This window comes from Clostridium taeniosporum, from assembly GCF_001735765.2.
GTDB lineage: Bacteria > Bacillota > Clostridia > Clostridiales > Clostridiaceae > Clostridium > Clostridium taeniosporum.
In genome coordinates this window covers 1,036,475-1,054,601 of record NZ_CP017253.2, presented here as the reverse complement: position 1 = coordinate 1,054,601, position 18,127 = coordinate 1,036,475, and the positions used below count along the sequence as shown (strand labels likewise).

General features: G+C 24.5%; 18 protein-coding genes, 1 tRNA gene and 1 pseudogene. 3 read left to right on the top strand and 17 right to left on the bottom strand.

Features of this window, described 5'->3' with window-relative positions:
• Nucleotides 1–49: 49 nt before the first annotated feature.
• The gene (locus tag BGI42_RS05035) at nt 50–523 is read right to left on the bottom strand and encodes an ASCH domain-containing protein (RefSeq protein ID WP_069679276.1); all 474 of its coding nucleotides are present in this window, start codon (nt 521–523) and stop codon (nt 50–52) included.
• Between the two features lie 241 nt (nt 524–764).
• On the opposite strand from BGI42_RS05035, the gene BGI42_RS05030 reads away from it, so the two are divergent.
• Nucleotides 765–840 (top strand) — tRNA-Met (locus BGI42_RS05030).
• Between the two features lie 63 nt (nt 841–903).
• On the opposite strand, the gene BGI42_RS05025 is transcribed toward BGI42_RS05030, so the two are convergent.
• Nucleotides 904–1,599, bottom strand: a complete 696-nt coding sequence (locus BGI42_RS05025; RefSeq protein WP_069679275.1) for a CPBP family intramembrane glutamic endopeptidase — start codon at nt 1,597–1,599, stop codon at nt 904–906.
• 186 nt (nt 1,600–1,785) lie between these two features.
• Here BGI42_RS05025 and BGI42_RS16605 point away from each other — a divergent pair.
• Nucleotides 1,786–2,602: pseudogene (locus BGI42_RS16605) on the top strand (transposase); the annotation flags it as partial.
• 239 nt (nt 2,603–2,841) lie between these two features.
• Here BGI42_RS16605 and BGI42_RS05015 read toward each other — a convergent pair.
• The 10 genes from BGI42_RS05015 to BGI42_RS04970 all read right to left on the bottom strand — a co-directional run bounded on the left by BGI42_RS05015 (nt 2,842) and on the right by BGI42_RS04970 (nt 10,032).
• On the bottom strand, nt 2,842–3,597 hold the full coding sequence (locus tag BGI42_RS05015) for a sensor histidine kinase (protein ID WP_242984748.1): 756 nt from the start codon (nt 3,595–3,597) through the stop codon (nt 2,842–2,844).
• A gap of 221 nt (nt 3,598–3,818) precedes the next feature.
• Nucleotides 3,819–4,598: an ABC transporter permease gene (locus BGI42_RS05010; RefSeq protein WP_069679272.1), complete on the bottom strand. Its 780-nt coding sequence runs from the start codon at nt 4,596–4,598 to the stop codon at nt 3,819–3,821.
• A complete protein-coding gene (locus BGI42_RS05005) occupies nt 4,598–5,551 on the bottom strand; it encodes an ABC transporter ATP-binding protein (protein ID WP_069679271.1) in 954 nt (317 codons plus the stop codon). Before BGI42_RS05005 ends, BGI42_RS05010 begins: the two co-directional genes overlap by 1 nt.
• A gap of 198 nt (nt 5,552–5,749) precedes the next feature.
• Nucleotides 5,750–6,430 carry a response regulator transcription factor gene (locus tag BGI42_RS05000; protein WP_069679270.1) on the bottom strand — a complete coding sequence of 227 codons (681 nt, stop codon included), beginning with the start codon at nt 6,428–6,430 and terminating at the stop codon, nt 5,750–5,752.
• An 821-nt stretch (nt 6,431–7,251) separates the two neighbouring features.
• The gene (locus tag BGI42_RS04990) at nt 7,252–7,488 is read right to left on the bottom strand and encodes a hypothetical protein (protein ID WP_069679269.1); all 237 of its coding nucleotides are present in this window, start codon (nt 7,486–7,488) and stop codon (nt 7,252–7,254) included.
• Nucleotides 7,472–7,675, bottom strand: coding sequence for a hypothetical protein (locus BGI42_RS04985; protein WP_069679268.1), 204 nt, complete (start codon nt 7,673–7,675; stop codon nt 7,472–7,474). Before BGI42_RS04985 ends, BGI42_RS04990 begins: the two co-directional genes overlap by 17 nt.
• 76 nt (nt 7,676–7,751) lie before the next feature.
• A complete protein-coding gene (locus BGI42_RS04980; RefSeq protein WP_069679267.1) occupies nt 7,752–8,030 on the bottom strand; it encodes a ribonuclease H family protein in 279 nt (92 codons plus the stop codon).
• Between the two features lie 74 nt (nt 8,031–8,104).
• Nucleotides 8,105–8,275, bottom strand: a complete 171-nt coding sequence (locus BGI42_RS16030; RefSeq protein ID WP_158523391.1) for a hypothetical protein — start codon at nt 8,273–8,275, stop codon at nt 8,105–8,107.
• Nucleotides 8,276–8,482 (bottom strand): DUF1256 domain-containing protein, encoded by a 207-nt coding sequence (locus BGI42_RS04975; protein ID WP_069679266.1) that lies wholly within the window; start codon nt 8,480–8,482, stop codon nt 8,276–8,278.
• Nucleotides 8,455–10,032 (bottom strand): ABC-F family ATP-binding cassette domain-containing protein, encoded by a 1,578-nt coding sequence (locus BGI42_RS04970; protein ID WP_069679265.1) that lies wholly within the window; start codon nt 10,030–10,032, stop codon nt 8,455–8,457. Before BGI42_RS04970 ends, BGI42_RS04975 begins: the two co-directional genes overlap by 28 nt.
• A gap of 505 nt (nt 10,033–10,537) precedes the next feature.
• Here BGI42_RS04970 and BGI42_RS04965 point away from each other — a divergent pair.
• Nucleotides 10,538–11,518, top strand: a complete 981-nt coding sequence (locus BGI42_RS04965) for a calcium/sodium antiporter (protein WP_069679264.1) — start codon at nt 10,538–10,540, stop codon at nt 11,516–11,518.
• Nucleotides 11,519–11,645: 127 nt separating this feature from the next.
• Here the strand turns inward: BGI42_RS04965 and BGI42_RS04960 are convergent, their stop codons facing one another.
• The 5 genes from BGI42_RS04960 to BGI42_RS04940 all read right to left on the bottom strand — a co-directional run bounded on the left by BGI42_RS04960 (nt 11,646) and on the right by BGI42_RS04940 (nt 17,702).
• Nucleotides 11,646–12,539, bottom strand: a complete 894-nt coding sequence (locus BGI42_RS04960) for a cation diffusion facilitator family transporter (protein ID WP_069679263.1) — start codon at nt 12,537–12,539, stop codon at nt 11,646–11,648.
• Between the two features lie 348 nt (nt 12,540–12,887).
• Nucleotides 12,888–13,358, bottom strand: a complete 471-nt coding sequence (locus BGI42_RS04955; protein WP_069679262.1) for a threonine/serine exporter family protein — start codon at nt 13,356–13,358, stop codon at nt 12,888–12,890.
• Entirely contained in the window at nt 13,359–14,123 is a 765-nt protein-coding gene (locus BGI42_RS04950; RefSeq protein ID WP_069679261.1) for a threonine/serine exporter family protein, read from the bottom strand.
• Between the two features lie 664 nt (nt 14,124–14,787).
• Complete coding sequence (locus BGI42_RS04945) at nt 14,788–15,093, bottom strand: hypothetical protein (RefSeq protein WP_069679260.1); 306 nt, start codon at nt 15,091–15,093, stop codon at nt 14,788–14,790.
• Nucleotides 15,094–15,641: 548 nt separating this feature from the next.
• Nucleotides 15,642–17,702 carry a methyl-accepting chemotaxis protein gene (locus tag BGI42_RS04940; protein WP_069679259.1) on the bottom strand — a complete coding sequence of 687 codons (2,061 nt, stop codon included), beginning with the start codon at nt 17,700–17,702 and terminating at the stop codon, nt 15,642–15,644.
• Between the last annotated feature and the right edge of the window lie 425 nt (nt 17,703–18,127).

Sequence of the window (18,127 nt, the reverse complement as noted above, 5' to 3'; positions counted from 1 at the left end):
TATATTAAATTATAAGTTCTCTCACCAAATTTATCAACTATTTTTTCTTTTAATTATAAATCACTTCAAATTCTTCACATACTACCATCATATCTTCTGAAAATTCTTTAGTATATTTTTGCAAACTTCTATTAAAAAAATCTATATGTCCTGTTTTCCAATATTCTAAAGATTTATCTCCTTCCCCTTCCTTAAAAGCAAACTCAGCTTTAACACCACAAAAAGGTAATACATTAACAGATTTAGTCTTTGTTATACACTTTGCACTACCATGAAAATCTGTAATAATATTTAATTGTCCTTTTTTAGGTAACTCCTCATTTTCTACTTCATATAAATAATAAAGTGATGTAGTAGCCGTTTTTTCTCCTTTTATAACCAATTCTACCAATTCATTAGCTAAAATTTCATTGTCACCGAAACTCCATAAATTATATTTTAAATTTGTAATACCCTCATCTTCTCCAATTAAATTTAAATAATCTCTCCACATTTTCTTAACACTACTGTGTTCATTACTCATAATTCTCCCCCAAATCTATCTAAATTATTAAACATTATTATACCCTTATTTTTACATAAATTAAAATTTTATATTTTATTTCTATATCGAGAGAATTATTTAGCATTTAATAATATACTATATTCTAAAAGACTTCATTAACTTATATGACTGAATTTAGCATAATTATATTTTGACATTATTTATTAATAGAATTATACTAAATACATAAGTTAATTGAATTGCTTGTAAAACATAATATCGCGGGATGGAGCAGCTGGTAGCTCGTTGGGCTCATAACCCAAAGGTCGTAGGTTCAAGTCCTGCTCCCGCAACCATAAAAAATAAACTCTTACATTTGTAAGAGTTTATTTTTATTATAATTATTATTACTTTTTCCGCTAAAGAGATTTTATAATAAAATCTTTTTTATTCAAAATTATTATTACACCTATCATAATAATATATGTTGTTAATGATATTAATATATTTTGATAAGAATCTGTTATATTGGTGAAAATATTCCAAACTGAATGAAAAATTATTAATGGCCATAAATTTTTAATAAAATAAAAGGCTAATGCAAAAAAAATTCCTATTAAAAATAAAAGTATAAATAACATAAAATTAAACTCAGGACTTATTATATGAAGTAATGAAAATAATGCTGCTGAAAGTGGAATTTTTAACTTTTCATTATTTATAGCTGAATATATATATCCCCTAACAAAAAACTCTTCTGAAAAACCTACCATAAAGTTAAATAAAGCAATTTTTATTAGTTCTAAAGGAAACATTTTCTTAAAATTAATTGTACCATTAAATAAAAAACTAATTCCTATAGGTATTATTGCAATAATAGCTAATGCTATACAATATTTTTTTAATCCTTTTTGGCTTCTTAAACCTATACTTTCAAAACTTTTTTTATCTATTATTTTTAAAAATATAAATGTGCTTATAAGCATAGAACCATATAATATTATATTTGTAATTATCCCTTCAGTTATTCCAAATTTTTTTGCCATAAACAATCCTGAGTAACAAATAACTATTGTTAGTAATATAACTCCTGAAATTCTTAATTTACTAATCACTTTTTATAACACACTCCTATTTAAAATCTATATTAAAAATTTTAATATATACAATTTATCTAACCCCAAAATCTTTATATTCTGTAATATACTTATCATTACAATTTATTTCAATTCCCAAATGCCCACTTTATTCTTTATTTAATTCTTTTTCCTAATAATATTATAATTAGAATCTAGAACTGCAAATCATTGAAATCACTAGTTTTAGAACTAATATGGAATAAATCAAAAGAAACTAAGAAACCAATATATTTTATTATTGATGATACTATTTCAGAGAAAACTAAGCCCTCGTCAAAGGCTAAAAATATTATTGAAAAGTGTTCAGTTCATAATTCTCATTTAAAAGGTAAAACAGTATATGGTCATAAAATTTTAGTTTCATTACTTTCTTGTGATAGGTTAATACTTCCTTATTCAATATATATTTATGATAAAAATTCTATGAGTAAAATAGAATTGGCTGAAAATTTAGTTGAATCACTACCTAAACCTGAAAATAAAGGTTATATTTTGTGCGATAGCTGGTTATAGTTGTAAAGCTATTTTAATAGTTCCTTAAAAGCTGATTACAGCCATATAGGAGCTTTAAAAACTAATATAGTTATTTATCCTGAAGGACATAAAAGATTAGGAATCAAACTTCACAAATTTGCAACAACTTTAAATATAGATGATTTTAACCTTGTCACCGTTAAAAATAAACAATACTATATTTATAACTATTTTGGTGATTTAAAAGATAGACAAAATGTTTCAATTGTTCTTAGCTATCCTAAAGATTCATTTTAAAAAGAAGGAGCATTAAAAACATTATTTCTTTAGATACACCACTAAATCCTTTAGATATCTTAACTCAATATACTGACCGATGGGCGATTGAGCCATTTTTTAGAGGTTGTAAATCTTATTTAGGTCTTAATGGATATCAAGTAAGAAGTGAAAAGAGCATCAACAGATATCTTACAATTATACCTATTGTAAATTGTATTCTAATAGCTTAGAGATCTATTTGGTTATTTAACTGTAAAATTATTCAAGTTAAAATGCACTATCATAGAAAATAAGTATATTTTACATATTTTTTTACAAATAGAGATTAGGTCTCCTAACCTCTATTTGTTATACCCATTTTTAAATAAAAAATATAATTATTTTTATTAAATTTTTACTTAATTTTATTTAGTAGGTTTACAATATTTAAGCCCATTAAAGAACTTCTTAATTTGCTAGATTACTTCATTTATCTGATTTTAATAATATAACCTTGATATCCAATATACTTCCATTAAGCATAGCTTTAACACTACCATTCATTTTCTCACAAAGTTTTTTTACTATAGACAATCCAAGTCCAGTTGTTATTTTATTTCTAGACTTATCAGCCACATAAAATTTATCAAATAAATTATCCGTATCTATTTTTTCTGTTTCTTTCACTTTATTTGCAAATGATAATACTATATTTTCATCTTCTTCACTAATATTAACTTTTACATTTCCATACGAATGAACTAAGCAGTTCTTTATAAGATTTTCAATTATACGTTTTATCATTTCTTCATTCCCAACAACATAAAGAGGCTGTTCAGTATTTATTTCAACCTTTATATCTTTCTTTTCAAATTCATATATATAATTCACAATACTATTACATAAAGTATTGGTTAAATTAACTTTAGAAAGTTCAATATTATCATCAGATATTTCAAGGTACGAAAGTTCGAAAAAACAATTTATAAGCTTGTTCAATTGATCTATATGTTTTATTATAGTTTCAGCAGTTTTCTTTTGTTTTTCTTCTTGTAAATTCCTAACTAAGAGTTCCATATATCCTTTGACAGCAGTAAGTGGAGTTCTTAAATCATGAGATATATTAGTAATCATTTCTTTAATCTTTTTTTCCTGACGAGCACTCTGAATTCTTGATTTTTCTTCAAAAATTAGTAGCTTATTTAAATTTCCAGTAAGATCAGTTAAATTTTTATTGAACATAGATATGCTAATAAATGATTCTATTTTTTTATTTATTCTAAAAGCAATCTGCTTATTAATATCTTTTATTGTTCTATTTAAAAAATAAATATATAAAATTAATATTAATATTGTTATAGAACTTATAACTATAATTAATGTAATAATTTTATGAATACCTCCTTTCTAATACCTCAACTACCTAAATTATATTTATCAGAATTATATATATTGTAAATAAATTATTTTAATTCTTCTCTTTTAAAAAGCATATAAGCTATACCAACAAAAGCGATTATATACATTAAACTAACCCCAACAACTCTAAATGCGCTTAAATATGTCATATTTGGAGTTATACATTTATTAATTTGCCAAATAGTATTAACATATACTTTATCTATTACAGGAAATAATTCAACGCTTCCTTGCCAGAATTTATCAACCGCTATATAAACTATCCCCCATAATATTATTGTGATTCCTGTTTTTCTCATAAAATATGCTATTAAAATTATAGGTGATAACCGAGCAAAATGATATATAATACTTACAAAATATATTTTTATCATTTGTAAAATCATACTACTATTATATTTAATATAATCAGAGAAAATAATACTTGGTATTAATGTAGAAATAACTGAATATATTAATAATAATACCGCTGATATAATAAAATATATAATCGTTTTGCTAAAAAATATATCCAATTTATTACATCCTGCATAAACAGCACTTTGACATAACTTTCTTTCAAAATCATAACATATATATATTGCTCCAAACACACTAAGGAGTATACTAATATTTATAAAATTATGCCTCATTGCTAGAGCAGCGCAAAATTGGCCTGCTCCTGAATAACTTTCAATTTGAGATAAATCTTCATAACATAATTTTATTGAATAAATATTATTTAATGATAATGTAACGCTTATAACACATATTCCTATAATTAACATTTTTAGAGCAATATTCTTTTTTATTTTCATACATTCTGCGATTAATAAATTATACATTACGCCCTCCTTACAACACTAAGAAAATAATCTTCTAAAGTACCACACTCATATGATAAATTTGTAACTAAAATCTTCTTATCTAAAAAAGTTCTTGCTAACAATTTAGCATCATCAATATAATCATATAATCTAATCGACTTATCTGGCATGACTCTATAATTTGTTGTTTTTAAAACATCCTCTAAAATACAAGCCATTCTCTCTGGTTCATCTGTATGTAATAATATATATTTTTTACACTTTTCCTTTAATTGTTCTAAAGTAATTTCATCCTTTATATGTCCTTTATCTATAATAATATAATCCGTTGCTAATAAATACAAATTATTTAAATCATGTTCAGTTACAAGCATAGTAATATTTCTTTCTGAACATATTTTTTTTAGAATATTTCTTATTTCTACAACTCCATAAGGATCAATACTATTCATAGGCTCATCTAATATTAAAATTTCCGGATTACCTACAAGTGCTAACGCAACTCCCAATCTTTGCTTCATTCCTAATGAAAAATTACGTACTTTCTTTTTATTACAATCATGTAAATTTACCATTTTTAATATTTCATCAATACTGCTATTGTCAGATATACCTTTTATCTTTTGAAATAATTGCATATTTTCTTTCGCTGTCATTCCTAAATGTAACGCTGGTTCTTCAACTAAAAATCCTATAGTTTTTCTTGCTTGTCTTAAATTATCTTCATCGTCTTCTCCAAAGATTCTTATTTTTCCTTCTGTAGTATTAGATAGACCAGATATTATTTTAATAAGAGTACTTTTTCCAGAGCCATTTCTTCCAATAAGTCCATAAATTTTTCCCTTCTCTAAAGAAAAGTTCACATTTTCTAAAACAATTCCATTGCTATTTTTATTTGTTATTTTTCTTATGATACTGTTAGTTTTATATACTTTTGTTACTTTGATAATTTCTAAAATTTTATTATTCATTTTTCTTCCCCTTTCATCATAATAAATTATAAATTTAGAAGGTTACATAAAAGTAACAATTAAGTAATAAAATGTTACAAAAGAGATAAAAAATAGACCTAAGTATCATAAATTACATGTATACTAATAAAATAAGCTGAGATAATAAAAATACTTATCTATCTCAGCTATTAAGATTATACTCAAAGCAATAATCCTTTATTGTTTAATTAACCTATATCCTATTCCCCATACAGTTTCAATATACTCTTCATCTTTATTTGCTTCTTTTAATTTATTTCTCAATCTACTTATATGGGTTTTAATAGTTTTATCATCACCTAAAAACTCACTTTCCCATATAATTTCATATAAATTTGCTTTTGAATATACTCTCTCCTGATTTTTCATCAATAATTCAAGAATGTGATATTCTTTAACTGTAAGATTAACTTCATTCTTATCAACTATTACTCTTTTTAATCTGGTATCAAGTTTTATATCTTTATAATATAACATTTCATTTACTGTTTTACTATTTTTATATCTTCTAAGATTTGTCTCTATTCTTGCGATAACTTCATCAATATTAAATGGTTTAGTAATATAATCATCAGCACCATTCTTTAACATATATACTTTTGTTCCCGTCAAATCCTTAGCTGAAATAATAATAACAGGAACATCGTAATCTTTTCTAATTTCTTTTAAAATCATATCTCCACTTTTATATGGAAGCATTATATCCAAAATAATCATATCATATTTATTTTCTTTGAATTCTTTAATTACATCTAATCCATCATATAACGATTTGGTAAGATATCCCGCTTCTTTTATTATATTTGAAAGTAATATGTTTAACTCTTTATTATCCTCAACTATTAATATCTTCTTCATTCTTACACCTCTTTACCGTTAAGTATGTGTTAATTTATTTTATTCAAGTAAACAACTTTATACTGATTTATCCATAAATAAATCACACTTAATACGACAATGTCTTATAATGTCGGTATCATACTTTCACAAAGCAATCCCTTATGACAATCTATAAAGTCCTCTAAAAAAATATGTCAATCTCCTATGTACGTCAAAAACTATAATATCTATTATGTATTCTTTAATTCCTCGTTATATCCTTTTTTACATAAATTGAAATCTTATTTATTCTTTATATCACATTAAAAATGTTACTGAAAATCATTATTTAAAAAATATTTGAAAGCGAATTGCCTATACTAATAGAGAGATGCCACAGTAAAACAGAGTTAGTATTCGAAATATTTCTTTGGGGCTCATTAAATAAATTTTATTATGACGGAAATAACAGGACTTCTAGGCTGGTAGCTAATGTAATCTTAATATCCAATGGCCAAGGAATCCTAAATATAAAAGCAAAAGACAAGTTGAAATTTAATGCTTTAATGGTCGAATTCTATAATACAAGAGAAGCAAATAATACATGTAAATTCTTGTATAATAATTGCTTATAAGAGTATTAATTTTTTAAAATTTGTGCTACACTGGATAGTGCTATTATTGTTATATTTTCCATCGATTCGCTCGATGAAGGTATATAAAAAGACAGGATTACTTCTGTCTAATTTTTTACTTTGTAATATAACAAAGGTAAGAAGCTTTCGGGCTTAGTTGTTTATATAGTTATTTATTCAAAGGGTGTCTGTGCTGAGCTACTCTCTTTTCTTTCATTTTCTTTCCTACCTATTAATTAGTTCCTGCATCTGTACACCCACAACTAGAACATATTTACTATCAGATACTTTTATAACAGCTATTGGTGTTTCTATCTTTCTTTGTTCATAATATACTTTTAGTTTTCCATTAAAGTTAATTTTAGTGCAGCTTAAATGTATTTCTTCTTCTAATACAATATCTTTTGTTGGTATATTTATAACATTATCATTTATGTTTATATTATTAGGCCATAAAATCATTTCTTTTTTCTGTTTTTTCTCTCTTTTTCTGTTTTATACACCAAAGCATTTTAGATTTAGATATATCTAAGCCAAATTCAGGAATTGTAATTTTTTCAGATTTTTTAACTAGAATGTGTAAACTTATAGTATCTTTGACAGGTAATTTGTAAAAATGTCTGGCCTTTATGCAGTTTGCATCTAACATAAAATGAGCTACCTTATCTACAATTCTATGTACTTTGTCTTCTTTTGTTTTTACTTTTGCAGCTGTTATATTATCTTCACAAAAAAAAATTTAATAAGAAGCATAAGCTTATACCAGTGTTCAGTATCCTTCTTATTGGTTTTCTACCTTTTCTCCAAGCTACCTTGTCCCATTCATCATATATTCTATCATTTATAAATTCTACTATTTGCTGTAAGTCACTTCTTACTTCTTCATTCCCATAAATAGATTCTCTAACATGTTCTAATCCATAAATAACACTGCAAAGTTCTGCTAAAAGTATCTGTGGTGAGGTACTTTTTCTTATTTTGAAGAGTTTGAAAACACATAGCATTACTCTCTTAACAAATGCTAAAAACCTGTAATTTTAACAACTACAGGTTTTTAATGTATTCTAGAAGAGAACTTTTATCTTAAAGCTTCTTTTAGCCCTTTAGCAATAGCATATGCCATATAACTAATAAAATTTAAATCCGCCTGATATTCTACCACTCTAATTCCTTCAGGTGCGACAAAAGTTATGATAGAAATATCACCTGTCTCTGGTAATTTTTTATCATCACCACTACCTGGCCTCAATTATCCTTTTCTTATATTAGTCTTTCCTATTTTATCCTTGTCGCAAATAGCAGCATCAATAGCCACTATTATACTATATGGATGAACATTTCTAATTTTAGTTATTCTATTGGTCACATTAATGGCATTAATAGTGTTGCTCCCATAAACAGGAACTTTAGCTTGAGCTATTTTAATTCTTAGTAATCTTTTTTTGTGGAACCACATATTTTCGTTGTCCAATCTTCACAATTCCATATTTCTGTTACAACATCTCTATAAAATTCTGGTTCATGGGATACTAGTAATATTGAACCTTTATACTCTTTTAATGCTCTCTTTAATTCATCTTTAGCATCCACATCTAAGTGGTTAGTAGGCTCATCTAATATTAATATATTTGTTTCATTATTTATTATTTTACAAAGTCTAACTTTTGCAGCTTCTCCACCTGACAATACTCTTATTTGAGATTCAAGCTGCTTTGTTGTAAGTCCACATTTAGCAAGTGCTGCTCTTATTTGGTATTGTGTAAAGCCAGGGAATTCTTGCCATACTTCATCTATACATGTATTTTTATTATCACTTCTATCTTCTTGTTCAAAATACCCTATGTATTGATAATCACCAAGGTGAACTTCACCACTTAAAGGTTTTATTTTTCCTAGTAAGCTTTTTAATAATGTTGATTTACCAAGCCCGTTAGCTCCTACTAAAGCAACTTTTTGTCCCCTTTCCATATATATATTTAATGGTTTTGTAAGAGGTGAATCATATCCTATAACTAAATCCTTAGTTTCAAAAATAGCTTTACCAGAAGCTCTAGCAGCTTTAAAATTAAATTCTGGTTTTGGCTTTTCTGCTGAAAGTTCAATCTTTTCCATCTTATCTAATTTCTTTTGTCTAGATTTAGCCATATTAGCAGTAGCAACATTAGCCTTATTTCTAGCAACAAAATCCTCTAGTCTTGCTATTTCTTTTTGTTGTTTTTCGTATGCTGCTTCTAATTTTCTCTTATTTTCTTCATAAAGTCTTTGGAATTCATTATAGTCTCCAACATATCTAGTTAATTTTCTATCTTCTACATGATAAATTAAATTAACTACAGAGTTTAAAAATGGAATATCATGTGAAATTAATATAAAAGCATTTTCATATGATTGAAGGTATCTTTTAAGCCACTCTATATGTTCTTCATCAAGATAGTTAGTAGGCTCATCTAAAAGTAGTATATCTGGAGTTTGTAATAATAATTTACCTAGAAGTATCTTAGTTCTTTGTCCTCCTGATAAATCATCTACATCTCTATCAAGACCTAAATCTAAAAGACCAAGCCCCTTTGCAACTTCTTCAACTTTTGGATCAATAACATAAAAACCATTATGATCAAGCATATCTTGTATTACTGCAGTTCTTTCAAGCATTTTATTTAATTCATCTTCAGTACAATCACCCATTTTTTCATATAATGAATTCATTTCTGCTTCTAAGTCAAAAAGATATTTGAATGCATCTCTTAAAGCATCTCTTATAGTTTGACCTTTAGTTAATGCTGCATGTTGATCCATGTATCCTACTCTAACATTATTTGACCAACTTACTTTACCTTCATCTGGTTGAAGTTTTCCTGTTACTATGTTCATGAAAGTTGATTTACCCTCACCATTAGCACCAATAAGGCCAACATGCTCTCCTTTTAATAATCTAAATGATACATCTTCAAATATGGCTCTGTCTCCAAAGCCATGATTCATATCTTTTACAATAAGTACGCTCATTTGTATTTAATTGCTAAAAACTTATAAAATTTCTTTACTATGCTTCTAATATATATTAAAACATAAAATATGTAAGATATAATTAAGACATAATATCTAATTTATATTTTTATAATGTTACCTATTTTCAGCAATTTTCTCCTTTCTTATTTACTAAATATTCATTTATACTTAACGATGTAACCTACGTTATCTTTTTAGTTGTTCAATTTAATATCTTTAAATAGTTTAAGTGATACAAACCCTTTATGTCAAAGGAAATTATATTTAATTCTATAAGTATAATTGTGTATGTAAGTAAAAATTAGTATACTATTTTATGTATCTTTATATATTCCTTTGTAGATTATTAAGAAATACTATGAAATTTATGATGATTAAATATCTAAATTCCTAATTCCTATTTTAAAGAAAATAAACTTGAAAATTTTGATATTAAAATATTTATATTATAATATCTGTATTACAATATAAATACTTATATAAAAAGGAAGGAACAAAAAAAATGAATTATTTTATATTATTAATTGGTTTTATATTATTAATAAAAGGTGCTGATATTTTTGTAGATGGAGCATCGACAATAGCTAAAAAACTTGGAATACCAGCTGTTATAGTTGGACTTACAATTGTTTCTTTAGGAACAAGCGCTCCTGAACTTGCAATAAGCTTAATTTCAGGTATTAATGGAAGTAATGAAATTACAATAGGAAATGTTATGGGCTCTAACATTTTTAATACTCTTATGGTCCTTGGAACTACTTCTGTAGTCTTACCACTTATGATAAAAAAATCAACAGTAAAAAGTGATTTTTTCGTAAATACTTTAGTAACTTTATTATTGTTCATATTTACATTTGATAGTTTATTTATGTTTAATAGTAATATTATATCAAGATTAGATGGTTTTATACTAGTATTAATATGTGTTGCTTACATAATATTTTTAATAAAGAAAAGCAAAAATATTTCTAATAAAGATGATTTAGAAATAAGTAATGAACTAGATAATTCTAATAATAAAATTAATATTCTACATAAAGTAATACTTATGATAATAGGTGTGGCTGGAATAATAATTGGTGGAAATTTAGTAGTAGATTCAGCTACTAATATTGCTTTCTCACTTGGAATGAGTGAAAAATTAGTTGGATTAACCATTGTAGCTATTGGTACATCCCTTCCTGAACTTGTTACTTCTATTGTTGCTGCATTAAAAGGAGAAAATGATATAGCATTAGGTAATGTTTTAGGTTCAAATATATTTAACATACTACTTATATTAGGATTATCTTCTTTAATAAATCCGATATCAGTTTCACAAACTCTACTGACAGACTTTATTTATTTGATATTTGTCAATATATTAATGGTAGGACTGGTTTTCTTTAACAAATCAAAAGAAAAGACATTAACTCGACTTGAAGGGTTTTTATTAATCGGATTATACATAGGTTATATGGCGTACATAATAATAAGAAATTAAAGTAAAAAGTTCATGATTTCTAAATATTACATTAAAATCATGAACTTTATTTTTTTATAAACTCTGTTTTTAATATATGTTAATATAATCAAAGTAGCATATATCAACACACTACTAAAATAGTTTTTTATAAAACTTTCTTTTTTATAAAAGGATTAACATGAACCATACAGTGTTTTACGTCTTTATTTTCTTCAATTATGTTATGAACATTCATTGCAATATTATGTCCTTCTTCAACTGAAATTTCAGATTCTACAGAAATTTCAACATCTACATATATTTTATTAGCATGTAGTCTTGTTTTTAAATTATCTATATTTTTTACTCCATAAATAGAATATATAGCTTCTCTCATTTCTCTTATCATGTCATCATTAACTGATGTGTCCATAAGTTGGTTTATACTTTGTTTTAAAATATCATAACTTACCTTTATTATTATAATACTTATTACTATTGCAATTAGTGGATCTAACATAGTGAATCCCATTCTTGCCCCTATTATACCTATTAAAGCACCAATTGAAGATAATGAATCACTTCTATGATGCCAAGCATCTGCTTTTAATGATGTACTATTTATTTTTTCTGCATATTTTAATGTATACCAGTACATTGCTTCTTTAAATAAAATAGATATTATCGCTGCAAATATCGCTAAACTTCCTGGAATAGAATAAGTACCATATATCAAGTTTTTTACGCCTGAAAATCCAATTCCTAATGAAACTAATAAAAGCATTATTCCTAAAAAAACAGAAGTTAAACTTTCAAATTTTTCATGTCCATAAGGATGCTCTTTATCAGCCTTTTTACTTGATAACTTTAATCCTATTATAACTCCAATTGTGCTAAACACATCAGATAAAGAATGTACACCATCTGCCAATATAGCCTTACTATAGGCCACTATTCCAATTACTATCTTAATAATAGATAAAAATAAATTTGCAATTATGGTAATTATACTTACTCTATACCCTATTTTTAAGCGTTCTTCACTATTTACTTCTTTCATAAAAAATCCTCCAATATTTTCAATTGAAAATAAAATAAATGTCTTATTTATTCGAATTAATATATAGTACGCTAAAATATATGCAAATGTTAATTATTTATCTAAGTAATTAATTAATTATCAATTGATAATCAATAGCACAATCACATTTTAATAATTAAAAGAAATAAAACATGACAAGAATTAATACTATCATATTTTCAATACCATTAATTCCTGCCATATTTTGTTTTGACGAATTATTTATATTTTTAGATTAATTAACTTATACTCTTATATAAATATTTTTAATAGTTATGACATTAATTATATTAATCTTACTTCTCCATAGACTAAATATTAAATAACTTAAGAATTTTTAATTATTTTTTTATTTTCTAAACGCAATTTTTTTATTCTTCTAAAGTTAGTAATTTGACGTGTTATAGTCGATACAAAAATTACTCCTAGTGCTAACATTCCTGCACTAGCTAAAGTATTCATTCCAACTTCTAATGAACGAAGAATATTGCCTGTAATTATCTCATACATTGTATAATACATTCCTGCACCTGGAACTAATGGGATTAAAGCACAAACAACTATAGTTGTGACAGGAGTTTTTAATATTCTTGCACATATTTCAGAATATATACTAAAAACAACTGATGAAACAAATAATGATAAAACATTACTTAAATTTAGTTTTAATAATAAAGAATAAACAAACCAACTTATTCCTCCACCAACTGCTGCAAAAAATAATTTCTTACCTTTTATATTAAACATAATTCCAAAACCAAATGAAGCTATGAAAGAAATTATAATTTCTTTAATCATCTACACTCCTCCCAATGCATTTATAAAAATACTTAAAATACCACCTGTTCCAATAGCTATAGAAACAGCTACTAAAAATGCCTCAAGAGCTTTTGTCATACCAGACAGTAAATCACCTGCAATTGTGTCTCTAATAGCATTAGTAATAGTTAATCCCGGTACAAGTAACATGATCGAACCTATTATTATTTTATCTAAATTAGATCCTATATCAATTTTAATAAATATTATTGCCAAAAACGCACATATAGCACCACATAATGAATTTATAAAAAATTCATTAATATTAAATCTTCTACAAATAATACCTACTATCTTTATGGCTAAACCAATTAAAGTAGCAGATATAAAATCTTTCCCATCAGCTCCAAATAATAATGCAAAAGATCCTCCAGAAATAGCAGCCCAAAAAAGAGTGTATAAATCTGAATATCTTTCTCCTTTAGATATTTCTACAAGTTGTTTATAAAAATCATTTATACTTAAAGATTCCATTTGCGTCTTTCTGGCTAAATCATTAATTTTATCTATCTTATTTAAATCTACACCTCTAGATGTAACCCTTTTAACTAATGAAACAGCTTCATCTTCGTTTGAAATAGATACCATAATTCCTGTTGGAATAACAAAACTATCTGCTTGTTCTGCTCCAAAAGAAGTACAAATTTTACAAATGGTTTCTTCAACCCTATAGGTTTCTGCTCCACTTTCTAACATTATTTTTCCTGCAAATGTAGATACTTGAAGTACTTTATTTAAATCCATTTTTATACCCTCTTATAAAAATTATTATACATTCTATTATACCCATTTAAATCTAGTAAATTATATTTATTCTTTTTAAAAATTAACTGTTGAAAGTATTATAACATAAAGTATTTTCTCATGATATAAGTAAATATTTAAATTACAATACTTATATTTTTGTATATTTAATTTTATATAATTTAAAATTAAATATACTTTTTTTATTATTATATTAATAAAAAAGTAATTTTTTTTTCACTTAATATCAAATTATTGAATGTTATTATAAAAATATCAAATACCATGTTTTGTAATTTTACATAAAAAAGACGGCTATATAAAATATGATAACATTAGAAAAATTCAAATAACAATACCAAAGAATACAATAAGTAATTCCAAAAGCTAGATCATTTTATAATAATCTTTTTTACTTTCATTAACAATATTTTATAAAAGATATAAGATATAGGATAATCTTTTATATTATTAAATAGAGTATAGTTATAGTAGGTTATTTAGTATAGTATATATACAAAATAACCTACTATTATTTTATAGTTAAATATAGTTAAATATAGTATAAACTTTTAGTATAATATATATTATACTTTTATATTAATTGATGTAAAATTCAATAATTAAATTCTTTATTAATAAACCTAATTTTATTACAAGAATATTAAATATCAATTAAAAACTCTTTAAGCTTTTTCTTCGCTAAAAATCCTATTTCTTCATGACATTGATTTAATTCATTTAATTCTCCTGTTTTTATAGATAAAATATCTTCTGCAATTTCAGAACACCTACATAAAAAATCATCATATTCAACAGAATATAAACTTTCCAATTTATCATTTAAATGTCTAGTAATATGTAGTTCGCTTTCATCTTCAAATCCATATAATTCATAAACTTTTAGCTTATCTGCTAAATCCATAACAATTGCTATTACTTCAGTTATAGTAAATATATCTTTTTTCATAAAAATCTCCCTTTTAATATAAACATAATTTCATAAATTTTAGCTTATATTGATTATTTCTTTATTTAATTTTCAAAGATATTTTTTCATAGCGTATTTTACACTATCAATATAAACTAAATATACAAATTCACTCTAAAATTTCAACTACCATTGTATCATGTTAGTTGTTAGCTTACATTAATAATAATTTAATTTTAACTTCTATTTTGATTTTCAATTTTTTTATTTAATTACCAATTCTTAATTATACTTTATAAATATCTTATTATTCTTTTTATATTAGTTTTAAAATTAATTCATAAAAAATAATTTAATATATAAGTTCTAATAATTAATATTCATAGTATTAAAAACTTCATTGAAACTTCTTTATTGATTAATCATTGAGAATTGAACATATATATCTAATTTATCAAATAAAATAACAACACATAATTTATAAACATTAAATATAAAACCATGTATTATAAAAGAAATATCTCTTATTAAATACACGGTTTTTTATAAAAATTATAAATATTCTTTTTAAAAAATCTAATTCTAAATTATATCTTAAATTTTGATACCATAGTTTCAAGTTTTTCTACTAACTTATTTAAATCTTCTGAAGCATCCTTAACATGATTTACTGAACTTAATTGATCATGTATTGTAGCTGAAACTTCTTCTGTCGATGCAGCTGATTCTTCACATATAGCTGTTATTCCTTGTATAGCATTAACCACTGTTTCTTTACTTTCATCAACATTGTTAATATTTTCTATTAGTTTATTTGTTTGTTCTGTCATAACTTCAAATGATACTTTTATATCATTAAAAGATTTTTTAGAATCATTCATAAACTCATTTACTTCAAAAATATTTTCCGTAGATTTATTTATATTATCTTTAGTACTTTCAATCTCAAATCTAATTTCATTAATTATACTTTCTATCTTCTTTGTTGCCTCTGCTGTTTTCTCAGATAATTTTCTTATCTCCTCTGCAACTACTCCAAATCCTTTTCCAGCTTCTCCTGCTCTTGCAGCTTCTATAGCAGCATTTAAAGCTAATAAATTAGTTTGTTCAGATATGTTATCTATAGTTGAAACAATCTCACCTATAAGTAATGATTTATTTGATAATTCATTAACATTTTCATTAGTTTTATTACCTATTTCAGTTGTTACTTCTATTTTTTCTATTAATTTGTCAATTGAATTAACTGCTTTATCATTATAATCTTTTGATTTAAAGAAATGTTTATTAAATTCTTTTGTTATTTCAATTATATTCTCTACTTTTTGAGATAACTCACCTAACTTTTCTGATCCCACTTGAGCTTCCATAGCTTGTTCTTCTGCACCCTTTGATAATTCTAATACAGTTTCATTTATAGAACTAACTGATTCTTCTAATTTTTCTGTAATCATTCTTAAATTATTGGATTGAATAGATGTATCATCTGAACAAGATTTTATATCAATTAAAGTATTTTTTATTATTTTACGTAAATTCAACACCGCTTTACCTATTATTCCAGTTTCATCTTTAAATTTATCAATTTTTGAAAATTTATTATCATCACTAAAATCAAGTGTAGATGTAATATTTACTAGTTTTGTTATAAAAATTATAGGATTACTTATTCTTCTACCAATAATTAATGCTATTCCTGAAATTATAATACATACTATAAAAGTAATTAATGTTGATAATCTGATACTATTATTTATTTTCATAAATATATCATGCTCATCAGCAGTTATCACCATTATATTTCCATTAAGCAACTTTGAATATGCCATTATTGAATCCTTATTGCCTTTTTTATAATACTGTATCCCACTTGTTTTAGAAGCAATATCTATATTATTCCCTAAAGTAGATTTTATATTATCATTTTCTGTATAATTTTTATCTACCAAATAATTCCCATCTTTATTAAGTAAAAATGCATGTCCATTATTATATACAGTAACATCATTAATCATATTCTTATAATTATCAAAAAATAAATCTAATGCTATAACACCTATTAATTTATTATTTATGTATATTGGTTTTGTATATGCAATTCTCATGCTATCTGAGCTTCTATCAGTATGTGGATCACTCCACACAGCTTCTTTTGCATTTACTGGGTCATAGTACCATTTCATATCAGGATTAGAACTATAAAACTCTTCTTTTTTGAATTTATCAATTTTAGTTATATCCTTTTCCCCTATTTTTCTTTCTAAAATTAATTGATGCATATTTTGTGTAAGTTCCGGATTTATTATAAGTGCGACACCTAATATTTTATCATTATTTGACATTAGCTTTTGTACAAATGGATTAAGCATATTCATATAATTATCTACATAATTATCATCTGCATAAAGTACATCACTATTGAAAGTTGTAGATACTAAATCAGCTATATTTTCTGTATAATTCTTAGTTGAAATAAGTCCTTCATTTACATTTTGTGCATTATTTTTTGACATTTCCATCAAAGTGTTTTCTGCTTCTACTCTTAAAGTTTTTTTACTTAATATTGCATTAAATGTAGTTATTATAACTGATGTTATTAAACAGAAAAATAAAATAGCTGTGATTATCTTTGCTGATATTTTTTTCATATTTCCTCCTAGATAATATATTTTTATATAATAAATTTTATAAAAAATAAGTTATGCATATTATTTAAATTAATCTATTATAAAAATACTCGTTATTATATTGAAAAACTTTACATACAACAAAATTTTAATTCCTAATTTTACATAGTTGAATTTTAATTTTACTTTAATTTATATGTTAAGTAAATTATATATTAAAAACAAAATCTTAAAAATTACTTTTAGTGGATAATACTTGCCTATAATTTTTATCACCTATTCATGTATCAACTACTACAAGTCCATTATATAAGTTATTAATTTCGCCATCTAAAACCTCTATAAATTTATCTTTAAATCATCGTTAACTGTTTAATATATGTGAATCTTTACCTTTCTCTCAAATCATAATTATAATATTCCAAACATATTATACATTATATATA